This is a genomic window from Calothrix sp. CBUCES-K 9914 (genome assembly GCF_059640475.1).
The window spans coordinates 1-11,313 of sequence record NZ_JBXXZH010000278.1 but is presented as its reverse complement, the minus strand read 5'-3'; the positions used below and the strand labels follow the sequence as shown (position 1 = coordinate 11,313).

The following is an 11,313-nucleotide window of genomic DNA, read 5'->3' as shown; positions in this document are numbered from 1 at the left end:
TATTCTCAAATCTTGATAACAGTGAAATTGCTAAAACTCTTGTATTACAAGCATCAAATAGACTACTTTGGGTTTGAGAATGATTATTGTCATGTTCAAGATAAATTACTTGAATAAAGAGTGACATGAATCAATAAAGTCATTTATTCTATACGCTAATAAGTCAATGTTGCATCTACATTGACTATTTGCCCTTGAATAAGTACAATCATATATGGCAAAGTCATCCGATATTGGTTCTAAGCGTTTAATTAGTCTTGCACCAGAAGAATGGGTAAATTGGATTACAGAAACTTCAGACCTTAAAGTCAAAGAAGTAATTAACACTGGATTTGAATGGATAAGTCGTGAAAGTGACGTTCTCATTCGTGTCGAAACTCCAAAACATAAGGAATTTCTCGTCCTTAACGAATTGCAACTGCGCTATAAATTGAAGATGCCAAAACGAGTGCGCGCGTATACTGCACTCGCTGAAGAAAAGTATGATTTGCCAGTTTACCCTGTGCTTATAAATATACTCAAAACCAGTGATGATAAAATACCCACTGCTTTCAAGTCTAGATTTATGGGTTTAACCGCGCGTCAGGACTATAAGGTAATAAACCTTTGGGAAATAGACGCACAAGTTGCCTTTAACGCTGTGCCCAGTTTATTACCATTCGTGCCAGTTCTTCAAAACGGCGCCAATGAAGCGACAATTATACAAGCACTACGAGTAATGCGTACCTCGGAGCAGTTAGAGCAGTTTGACATGCTTTTAGGTTTTTTTGCTAGCTTTATGTTAGATAGCGCATTAGTTCAAAATATTATGAGGTTGGATATGGCAATCTTACAAGAATCTCCTTGGTATCAACAAATCTTTAGTGAAGGTGAGCAATTCGGCGAAAAACGTGGTGAGCAACGTGGTGAGCAACGCGGTATCCTATCTGCCATTGAATTAGGGCTAGAGTTAAAATTCGGCGCCGAAGCTTTAGAATTAATGGAATCTATTTCTCAAGTACAAGATTTAGAAAAGCTTAAAGTGATTAAAGACGCAATTAAGAGTGTAAACACCTTAGATGAATTACGACAATTAATTTAATAACTTTGGTGCGTGAAAAACAAAATATATCTTCACGCACCATTTATAAAAACTCAGTTTTAGCGGTTGTTATATCGTCGCTTAAATTTAGAAAATCTCGAAGATATGTTTCGATTCTATTAGAAATTTATATTTTTGAGCCAGAGGTACTGATTCCATTTTTTCTACAAAATAATTGTAATTCCTCCTTTGCACTCAAAAAAAGGAATTATTTCGCTTAATGGTATATTTTTTACGCTCATAATAAAACTATAGTTTAATATATAGCAATCCTAAATCATTCGTGAGTGAATTAGATTCCCGACTTCTTTAAAAAGTCGGGAATCTGAACTGACAAAAATCTGAGATTTACATAAAATAGACGAAAACACCAATTGAATATGAACAATCCTAACCAACCCACAAACTACGACGCAGTACTCGGAGGTCAGGCGCCACCTCCTGTTGATGGTATCGTATTAGGAGGAATCGAAGGCGCCCAAATGCGCTTATCAAGTTCTGATATCAAAGTTCGTATATCCGCGCTTTCCGAAGCATTGAATTATGATGACGCTGGTTTAGACTTAGTAATTCAAGCATTGCATTCGGAGTCAAAGCAACTTCAACGCACGGCTTATTGGCTATTAAGGAAAAGAGACGAAGAAAAAGTCAAGCAAGCGTTACAAAACTATAAACCTTGGAATCTTGAAGAACGTTTACGACGTTACCCAGGATATAGAGGAGATTATGTATCGATATTTGCTAATCGACAAGTTGTAGATTTTGCTCCCGAAGTTGGTATTATAGACCCAGTGAATACAGCTTATGCATTGCGATGTGAATACGGTGAAGAAGAAAGTACAGCAGACAAACTAGCAGTACTTCTGCAACATCCCTCTTCTGCTGAACTTCAAACATTGGTTATCGGCGCCTGGAGTACAGACATCTCTGGTGATAGTTCGAGTGCTATTATTAAAGCATTAGTTGATGCCAAAGATAAACTTACAAATCTCAAAGCGCTATTTATTGGAGATATCCACAGCCAAGAATCAGAGATATCTTGGATTATACAAAGCGATATTAGCCCAATTTTACAAGCATATCCTAATTTAGAGATATTACAAGTTCGCGGAGGTACTGGTTTAGAATTTAGTCCAGTGCAACACGATAACTTAGAAGCGCTAATCGTTGAAACAGGTGGCTTAAATCCTGATACAATTGCTCAAATAAGCGCTTGCAATTTACCAAGATTAACGCATCTAGAATTATGGTTAGGTTCGGCAGATTATGGTGGACATTCCTCAATTGATGATTTACGTCCGATACTAATTGAAGCAGTGTTTCCAAACTTAGTATATCTAGGTTTGCGAAATAGTACATACTCCAATGATATCGCTGAAACTATAATCAATTCACCTTTGATAGACTCGATTAAAATTTTAGACTTATCAATGGGAACGCTGACAGATATAGGTGCCGATGTTTTAATGAAAAGTCCAGAAGTCAGACAGCTTGATATTTTGAATATTAGCGAAAATTATCTCTCTGATGATAAGGTGGCTTTATTATCTTTACAGGAATCACGAGGTAATTTCAATGTTCATGTGATGACGAATGAGCAAAAGAAAGATGAAGATTATGGTTATGATGAAGAAGATGAAGAAGCTTATCGTTATTGTTCGGTAGCTGAGTAGTTGATCAACAATTTACATACTAGTAAAAACTATGTCACAGCAACCTAGAGATTTTGACGCAGTACTAAGCAACACCTCACCTCCAAAAGAAGGCGCCGTTTTAGGAGGACTCGCAGGTGTTAAAAGTCGTCTCAATAGTCCTGTAGCTGAAGTGCGTATAACAGCGCTTAGTACTGCATTAAATTACGGAGATGCTGGTATAGATTTAGTGATAAAAAGCTTACAAGATGTAGAATTAGTTCAACGTTACGCCATGCAAATATTACTGCATCAAGGAGGCGCCAAAGGCAAACAAGCTTTGTTAGACTATGACCCAAAGCTGTTTTTTACAACTTTACAGCATTGGGATATTCAAAACTATAATCCTCAACACAGTATTACACACACTGCATATAACATTAATCTCAATCGTATTCAAGCCAATAAACCTGAAAAATTTGACTTAACTCAGTTACAAAGCTTCCTTCAAAGTAATCAAACAACACAAGTAGAAGCTATAGTATGTAAAATGTGGGATGATTACTGGCAGCATGACACGCAGTATAAAGATTTTCAAAGTGTATTGTACGGCGCCTGTGATAAATTAGCAAATTTAAAAGCTTTATTTATTGGGGATGGTGACGCACAAGAAGCTAATTATATGAAATCTCGACTTTTATTAGGCGATAGTACACAAATATTAACAGTATATCCGAACCTAGAAGTATTACAATTTCGCGGTGGTTGGGGTGTGAAATTTGAAAGAGTGCGACACGAAAACCTTAAAACTCTAATCATTCAAACAGGTTATACATTAGTACAACCACAAACCCTGAAAGATATCGCCAACCTTGACCTACCAGTACTCGAATACTTAGAAATATGGCTTGCTGAGAGTTTCCACTACGGACAAGATATAAGTACCGACCAATTGGCGCCTATCTTATCAGGGGAATTATTCCCTAGTTTAAAGTATTTAGGACTCAAAAGCAGCGATTACTCAGATAACATTGCCAAAGCTTTAGTCAACTCACCCCTACTTCAACGTCTCGCAGTACTTGACCTTTCCCAAGGAACTTTAACTGATATTGGCGCCGAAACTTTATTAAAATGCCGAGCAATAAACCAACTTCACACTCTCAACGTATCCATGAACAAACTATCCGCACAAATGGTACAAAAACTTTCTCAACTAAACTGTCGAGTCATTACACAACCCCAAGACAACGGAGAACGTCAACAATTTATATCGTAGTTCAGGCGCCTGCCTTTGAAATTAATAATTCCTGATATTAAGCGTTAATCTTCCATATCCTCTCCAAGGTTTCAATTTGTTTTTCCCTTTCAATAAGACCTTGTTCAATCTCAGCCTCTTGCTTGTGACGCTGCTTTTGATAATTTTGATACCAAATTTCTAACAGAATAAAGCTAATAATTACGTTAGTCATAATTATTAATGCGAGAAAGCTTGAATTTTTGTCAAGTGGTCTTGCTGAAGATGGATAAAACCGAGTTGTACGTGGATGGTTTGCAACTGAAATAGATTGCATACTTTCAGGCTTTTGTTGATTCAGATTTTTCTGTGTATCATTCCCCCGAATATTTTCTCTTTCAACTTTCAACAATTCTAGTTCTGTAATTTGTTGACTTTTGATGTTATGAGCAGAAGCAATAGCTGGTGGTATAAGTAATCCAAAAGTTGCTACACAAACACTTAAAAAATGAATCGGTTTTAGTCTCATAGCTCCATGAGCCTACCTCTTGGATAGGCAAAATAAAATTTTTGTTCCTGACTTATTCGAGTTCTTCTGGGTTAAACAATATTATTACTAATGTTACTAGCCGCACTATATCTAGTCGCTTATAGTCACAATTATTAATTTTTTTTTTAAGAAATTGCAAGGTATAAATTGATATTTATAACATTTATTTTTAATGTATATATATGTATATAACAGGCGTTTAGAAAGTTTAGAGACTATCTACATCTAAAGATATATAAAGCTTGTGTATAGGCAAGAGAAAAGACATATTTGACATCAAAACTAAACTGCTGATTTTTGTATAAATACTTGAGCAACTCTTTCAAGTTCTAAGTCTGAGAAATAATCAACAGTCCAATTGCTGACTCGTTGCAGCATGTGGAATGGATAGGTATTAGCTATTCCGACTACTTGCATTCCTGCCTTTTTCGCAGCTTGGATACCAGCAGGTGTGTCTTCAATTGCTAAACACTCGTTCGGCTTTATACTTAAATCTGGATATTCTTGGTTAAGACGTTCTACTGCCAGCAAATATCCAGTCGGGTCAGGTTTGCTTTTGGTGGTATCATCTCCCGCAACAATCACTGAAAAATATTCTTTTAATTCACCCCGTTCGAGTACTACCTCAACTTCCTTACGAACGGCGCCTGTAACTAACGCTAATTTTAAACCTTTAGAGCGTAGCTGGAAAATTATGTCATCTATCCCAGGAAATAATGGCAATTTTTCCAGCTTATCAAGTTCCTTTAAGTATAAAACTGCTTTCTTTTGTATTATTTTGTTTAAGGACTCTTCAGTGAGGATTCGACCGCGACTATTTAACAACTCTCGTAAGCAAACACGGTCACTACGTCCTAAACAAACTTGTTCAAACTCACCTTTTCTCAAATTAGTGACGTTTTCGCCGATGAGTATTTCTTCGACGAGTCGCTTATGAATTGGCTCGTCGTTTATTATTACGCCATTAAAATCAAATAGAACCGCTTTTAAACTCACTGTTTTTATAGTGCTGAGTGCCGAGTGCTGAGTGCAATACTACAACAATCAGGCGCCTTTTGTCATTTGTGACGTGTAGAGACGTTACATGTAACGTCTCTACATCATCATATATAACTATGCAGGTGATGGGAAAACGTGTAATTCTGTACTATCATTTATAGAAGATGTATATCTCCGCGCGTTAGTAGTAGCAGTTTCTCCTCTTGATATCGGTTTTACACCACCTGTTAATTGATGTATTAACCAAACATCTTGCGTTTGCACTGCGTCAAAACCCGCTGCACCCATCCAAGCATCAACGCTACCCGCACTAAAATCTTGAATATACGGCTCTTCAAAGACGTTATGCAAAAATTCTAACTGGCGGATTGTCTTTTGGCTGCCGTCTAAAACTAATACTTGTCCTCCCACTGTAAGTAAGCTCCAGCATTCGCGTAAAATTCCTACTGATACCGCTGGTGGTGTTTCATGAAACAGAAATGTTGCTGTAACTAAATCAAACGATGCATCTGGAAATCCTGTTTTCTCAGCATCACCGTGGCGCCAGTTTATATTAACTCCTGCTTGAGCCGCTTTGTGTTGTGACCTTACCAACATGTATGGTGATAAGTCCAAACCAATAACCTCAGCTTCAGGAAACGCGCGTTTCAACATTATAGTTGTCGTCCCTGTACCACAACCTAAGTCAAGTATTCGTCGTGGATGTACCCTAACTGCGTCTATTAAACTTTGACGAACCCATGTTTCATTCGGAGGTACTACATACTGTGTTATCGGGTCGTAGGTAACTGCGGCGCCAGAGGTGAGGTATCCACCCTTTATCCCGTGAAAGTTTTGGCTAGTATAGTATGCAGGTGTAATCACATCTGGGCGCCGAATGTAGCTGCATTCTTTCTCCCAGTCAACACTATCGTTATAATCACGTAACGCTTTTTCGTCAATCAAAAGCCTGAATACAGGTGATAAAAACTTTTCCCAGATTGTATCTTGACCTGTTGCCATAGGGTATTTAGGTTTCCTGCACTGCTGTGTAGACAATTACTTCTTTTACAAATTGTAACGGATGTTCCTAAATTCTGCTTTGTGTTGCTTCTTGACGTTCTTGTATTACGTGTATTACATTGAGAATATAACACCTTAAAAGGTGTGGCTATATGAACAAAGCCTGCCTCCGCAGGCTAAATATATATAAATATCTAAAATTGAAATCTAAAATTGAAAATCTATGGCTTACGAAGAATTAGAACTTTCTACACCTACACCTGTTTTGTCTTGGGCTGGTCATCCTTTAGGGAAGGATGAATCTAAGATGGCGCAAAATGTGGCTTCGCTACCATTTGTTTTTAAGCATGTGGCGTTGATGCCTGATGTTCATTTGGGTAAAGGCGCCTTGGTTGGCTCAGTAGTTGCCACGAAGGAAGCTGTAATTCCTGCTGCTATTGGTGTTGATATTGGTTGCGGTATGGCTGCTATTAAGATGCCATTTAAGGGTGATAAGCTTGAAGGTAAACTCAAGAAAATTCGTCTTGATATTGAAGCAGCTATTCCTACAGGTTTCAACGAAAACCCAGAAGTTGAAAAAGCTGTAACTAATTGGCAAAACTGGCGCCAGTTTAATGATTTGCATCCAGGTGTACAAGACTTGGAAACTAAAGCGATGCGTCAGTTAGGTTCGCTTGGTGGTGGTAATCATTTTATCGAGGTTTGTATCGATACAGACAACCAAGTTTGGCTAATGTTGCACTCTGGTTCACGTAATATTGGTAATAAGCTAGCTAGCTGTCATATTAGTACCGCTAAAGATTTAGCAAAATTGGCTCTTATTAATTTGCCTGACCCTGACTTAGCTTACTTTATTGCTGGAACACCAGAGTTTGAAGCTTATTGGCGAGATTTACAGTGGGCGCAGGAATATGCCAAGATGAACCGTGATGTCATGATGGGACGTTTTAAACGAATTATCGAGAAGCATTTAGCAGGTGGTAAAGTGACAAAACCTTTACTCGAAGTTAATTGTCACCATAACTATGCTGAAAAAGAAGTGCATTTTGGTGAAGAAGTTATTGTCACTCGTAAAGGTGCCGTGCGCGCGCAACAAGATGATTACGGTATTATCCCTGGTTCAATGGGAGCTAAATCTTACATTGTTAAGGGTAAAGGTTGCGCTGATAGCTTTTGCAGTTGTTCCCACGGTGCCGGTCGTTTACTATCTCGAAACAAAGCCAAAAACGTTTATACACTCGATGATTTAATTAAACAAACTGAGGGTGTAGAATGTCGTAAAGACGAAGACGTTTTAGATGAAATTCCCGGCGCCTATAAGCCGATAGAGCAGGTAATGAATCAACAAGCAGACCTTGTAGAAGTAGTTGCCACTTTGAAGCAAGTTGTATGTGTAAAAGGATAACTTTAATAAATTGGGTTTGTTTGTAATTAATAGAATTGATCCCCCCAACCCCCCGCGTGGAAGGGGGGCTTTAAATTGTTATATTTCATCACTTTATAACAGAGTTTATAAATAGTTTTATTCCCCCCTTATTAAGGGGGGGTTAGGGGGGGGGATTCTATTTGTACCGATATAACAAAAAATATGAGAGAATCATATGGGTCAAAACTAACAACTGTCTAGTTCCGACTTGCAATAAGTAAAAATGCTCAATAAATGCTCAGAACAACTTAAAAATGTCTGAAAATCGGCTATCTACAAATATTGTAGGTTTGGATGAAGTTTTAGAGGGTGGCTTCATTGGTAATCGCGCTTATCTATTGCGTGGTGGACCAGGTACAGGTAAGACGACGTTAGGATTACATTTTCTTACCGCAGGCGCCCGTCAGGGAGAACGAACTCTGTTAATTACACTAGCAGAACCTGCCGAACAGATATTTCAAAATGCTCAACGGTTAGGTTTTGATACTGATGGCATAACCTTTCTCGACCTTAGCCCAACTTCAAACTTTTTTGCCGAGGTGCAAACCTATGATATATTCTCTCCAGCAGAAGTAGAGCGAGAACCGACGACGCAACGAATTGTTGAGCAGGTACAGACTCTCAAACCTCAACGTGTTTTTCTTGACTCAATGACGCAATTACGCTATCTCGTTAGTGATGCGTTTTTGTTTCGCAAGCAAGCACTGTCTTTTCTACGTTTTTTAATAGAGCAAGGCGCCACGGTATTATTCACTTCCGAAAGCAGCGAAGAGGCGCCGGATGAAGATTTACAATTTATTAGCGATGGAGTAATCAATCTCAGCTTCTCTAACCAAGAACGAACGCTGTGTGTTAGTAAGTTTCGCGGTTCTAACTTTCAGAGCGGTTCGCACTCGATGCGCTTGACTGAAACCGGGATGCAAGTCTTTAAGCGTTTGGTTCCCAATAAGTACCGACAGGAATTTTTCAAGGAAACAATTCCTTCAGGGGTAGTAGAAATCGATGAATTGCTACATGGTGGATTAGAACGTGGGACTATTTCTATTATTACAGGCCCTAGTGGTGTAGGTAAAACAACGCTAGGACTTCAGTTTATGAAAGAAGCAGCAGGTAGAGGTGAACGTTCGGTTGTTTATACATTTGAAGAGTGGAGAGAAACACTATTACATCGATGTGAAGCAATTAATATTCCTGTTCGCATCATGATGGAGCGCGGTACACTTTCAATTTCCCAGGTTGAGCCGTTACATTATACCCCTGATGAGCTAGCAAATATGATTCGCCATCAAGTTGAGACACAGCAAGCAAAAATTGTGATGATTGATAGTATCTCTGGCTATCGTTTGTCAGTACGGGGTGATGATTTAGTTAGCCACATCCATGCGCTATGTAAGTATTTACAAAATATGGGTGTTGCAGTATTGTTAATTAACGAAGTTGAAAGTATTACAGGTGAATTTAAAGCTACTGAAAATGGTATTAGTTATTTAGCTGATAATATTATATTTTTACGCTATATCGAATTTAGAGGAGAAATACGACGCGCGATAGGGGTGCTTAAAAAACGCTTAACTAGCTTTGAGAAAACTTTGCGCGAATTTGAGATTAGCCGCTACGGGATAAAAGTTGGTAGGCCACTCACAAATTTACGTGGTATCCTCAAAGGTATACCCGATGTTTTAGACTCGTCCGATTTTAAATAATTCTTGTTTATACAGATAGCTGCTGAAAAATCCTCATATGAGTCGCATTCTACTTTTATTAGAACATACAGAGAATCGGCGCCTACTATCTGAATGGTTACAGCGTTATCACGAGGTAATAATTGGAGATGCAGTTGTACTAACAAGACACGCAGTTCCTTTACTTGATAACAAATTTGACCTCTGTATAATGGATGGTGTTGCATTAAACCATCTATGGGAATGGGTACGGGCAAGAAAACAAGCAGAATCCCCAATATTTCTCCCCTTTCTCCTCACTACAATTTGCTCTGATGTCAAATTGCTTACCCGTGACTTATGGCAAAGCATTGACGAATTAATTACTAAACCAGTTGAAAAGCTAGAATTACAAGCGCGCGTAGAAATGCTGTTGCGCTCGCGTCAACTATCCCTAGAGCTGAATGCTACTAATATACAATTACGGCAGGAAATAGCCGAACGCGAACAAGCTGTATCATTGCTGCGTCAAAGTGAACTTCGCTTTCAACGTATTGTTCAATCAAACATTGTTGGTATTGTCATTGCAGATTTTGATGGCAATATTTACGAAGCAAACGATACCTTTTTGCAAATAGTTGGTTACACACGACAAGACTTAGATGCTGGTAGAATTAGATGGATTGAAATGACACCAAGCGAGTATTTGCCACTCGATGAACGCGCGATAGAGCAAATAAAAGCAACGGGTGATCATACCGTATATGAAAAAGAATATATTCGTAAAGATGGCAGTCGTGTTCCGGTATTAGTTGGTCCAATACAAATAGAACCTGAACAGCCAAACGTCCTTGCTTTTATACTTGATATCACAGAACGTAAAATTGCCGAAATCGAAACTCAAAAAGCTTTAGAACAAGAAAAAGAACTCAACCAACTCAAATCTCGCTTTGTCTCAATGGTCAGCCATGAGTTTCGTAATCCCCTTAATATTATTCAAGGTTACACTGCTTTACTTGAAAAACAAGGCGCCGGATGGTCACAAGAAAAACAAGCACAAGTGTTACAGAAAATCAAAAAATCGGTTAAGAATCTAGTTGGTTTATTAGATGATGTCTTAGTAATTAGTAAAGGACAAATTACCAATCAAGCGTTTAAGCCAACTACAATAAACCTAAAGCAATTTTGTCAGAATATAGTTGCCGAAATGCAATTAGTTGCTAACTCCACACACAAAATTTTATTACTAATTCCAGAACAAGAAATTCAAGTTAATTTAGATGAAAAATTGTTGCGGCAAATTATAACTAACTTGCTATCAAACGCCATAAAATACTCACCGCAAGGTGAAGATATTTTATTTGAGCTTGCTTACCATGATAAAGCAATAACATTTAAAATTGAAGACAAAGGTATTGGCATTTCTACAGAAGACCAGCAAAAATTATTTGAATCGTTCTACAGAGCTAAAAATGTTGGCAATATTCCCGGTACAGGATTGGGATTAGCAATTGTTAAGCAAGCAGTAGAATTACATCAAGGTCAAATAAACGTAACTAGTAATCTTGGTACAGGTACAACATTTACAATTACAATTCCTGTTGATATCAATACTGAAATTGATCCCCCCTAGCCCCGAATGTTGCTTACTTAACGAATTAATGGTGTGAAAGCACTGTATTTGGCGTTACATTGCTTGATAGTAATAGCTTGAAAGCACCCTACCCAA

At 38.1% G+C, this 11,313-nt stretch carries 9 protein-coding genes; 6 read left to right on the top strand and 3 right to left on the bottom strand.

The genetic code is table 11. The features are described 5' to 3' along the window. Positions 1-214 precede the first annotated feature (214 nt). The 3 genes from AC2JBO_RS37645 (at position 215) to AC2JBO_RS37635 (ending at position 3,988) form a co-directional block, all read left to right on the top strand. Positions 215-1,081 (top strand): Rpn family recombination-promoting nuclease/putative transposase, encoded by an 867-nt coding sequence (locus tag AC2JBO_RS37645; protein ID WP_496958747.1) that lies wholly within the window; start codon positions 215-217, stop codon positions 1,079-1,081. A gap of 380 nt (positions 1,082-1,461) precedes the next feature. Then, positions 1,462-2,754, top strand: a complete 1,293-nt coding sequence (locus tag AC2JBO_RS37640) for an STM4015 family protein (protein WP_496958746.1) — start codon at positions 1,462-1,464, stop codon at positions 2,752-2,754. Positions 2,755-2,785: 31 nt separating this feature from the next. After that, positions 2,786-3,988 carry an STM4015 family protein gene (locus AC2JBO_RS37635; RefSeq protein ID WP_496958745.1) on the top strand — a complete coding sequence of 401 codons (1,203 nt, stop codon included), beginning with the start codon at positions 2,786-2,788 and terminating at the stop codon, positions 3,986-3,988. Between the two features lie 37 nt (positions 3,989-4,025). Here the strand turns inward: AC2JBO_RS37635 and AC2JBO_RS37630 are convergent, their stop codons facing one another. The 3 genes from AC2JBO_RS37630 to AC2JBO_RS37620 all read right to left on the bottom strand — a co-directional run bounded on the left by AC2JBO_RS37630 (position 4,026) and on the right by AC2JBO_RS37620 (position 6,497). Further along, on the bottom strand, positions 4,026-4,475 hold the full coding sequence (locus AC2JBO_RS37630) for a hypothetical protein (RefSeq protein WP_496958744.1): 450 nt from the start codon (positions 4,473-4,475) through the stop codon (positions 4,026-4,028). A 303-nt stretch (positions 4,476-4,778) separates the two neighbouring features. Further along, the gene (locus AC2JBO_RS37625; protein ID WP_496958743.1) at positions 4,779-5,492 is read right to left on the bottom strand and encodes an HAD family hydrolase; all 714 of its coding nucleotides are present in this window, start codon (positions 5,490-5,492) and stop codon (positions 4,779-4,781) included. Positions 5,493-5,609: 117 nt separating this feature from the next. Beyond that, positions 5,610-6,497 carry a class I SAM-dependent methyltransferase gene (locus AC2JBO_RS37620; protein WP_496958742.1) on the bottom strand — a complete coding sequence of 296 codons (888 nt, stop codon included), beginning with the start codon at positions 6,495-6,497 and terminating at the stop codon, positions 5,610-5,612. A 223-nt stretch (positions 6,498-6,720) separates the two neighbouring features. On the opposite strand from AC2JBO_RS37620, the gene AC2JBO_RS37615 reads away from it, so the two are divergent. The 3 genes from AC2JBO_RS37615 (at position 6,721) to AC2JBO_RS37605 (ending at position 11,217) form a co-directional block, all read left to right on the top strand. Continuing rightward, a complete protein-coding gene (locus AC2JBO_RS37615; protein ID WP_496958741.1) occupies positions 6,721-7,902 on the top strand; it encodes an RtcB family protein in 1,182 nt (393 codons plus the stop codon). Positions 7,903-8,177: 275 nt separating this feature from the next. Then, positions 8,178-9,626, top strand: a complete 1,449-nt coding sequence (locus tag AC2JBO_RS37610) for an ATPase domain-containing protein (RefSeq protein ID WP_496958740.1) — start codon at positions 8,178-8,180, stop codon at positions 9,624-9,626. Between the two features lie 37 nt (positions 9,627-9,663). Then, positions 9,664-11,217, top strand: a complete 1,554-nt coding sequence (locus AC2JBO_RS37605; RefSeq protein WP_496958739.1) for a sensor histidine kinase — start codon at positions 9,664-9,666, stop codon at positions 11,215-11,217. The last annotated feature ends 96 nt before the right edge of the window (positions 11,218-11,313 follow it).

Excerpts from the sequence above, each read along its gene's own strand:
- AC2JBO_RS37645 (WP_496958747.1), top strand. The coding sequence starts at position 215 with ATGGCAAAGTCATCCGATATTGGTTCTAAGCGTTTAATTAGTCTTGCA.
- AC2JBO_RS37640 (WP_496958746.1), top strand. The coding sequence starts at position 1,462 with ATGAACAATCCTAACCAACCCACAAACTACGACGCAGTACTCGGAGGT.
- AC2JBO_RS37635 (WP_496958745.1), top strand. The coding sequence starts at position 2,786 with ATGTCACAGCAACCTAGAGATTTTGACGCAGTACTAAGCAACACCTCA.
- AC2JBO_RS37630 (WP_496958744.1), bottom strand. The coding sequence starts at position 4,475 with ATGAGACTAAAACCGATTCATTTTTTAAGTGTTTGTGTAGCAACTTTT.
- AC2JBO_RS37620 (WP_496958742.1), bottom strand. The coding sequence starts at position 6,497 with ATGGCAACAGGTCAAGATACAATCTGGGAAAAGTTTTTATCACCTGTA.
- AC2JBO_RS37615 (WP_496958741.1), top strand. The coding sequence starts at position 6,721 with ATGGCTTACGAAGAATTAGAACTTTCTACACCTACACCTGTTTTGTCT.
- AC2JBO_RS37610 (WP_496958740.1), top strand. The coding sequence starts at position 8,178 with ATGTCTGAAAATCGGCTATCTACAAATATTGTAGGTTTGGATGAAGTT.
- AC2JBO_RS37605 (WP_496958739.1), top strand. The coding sequence starts at position 9,664 with ATGAGTCGCATTCTACTTTTATTAGAACATACAGAGAATCGGCGCCTA.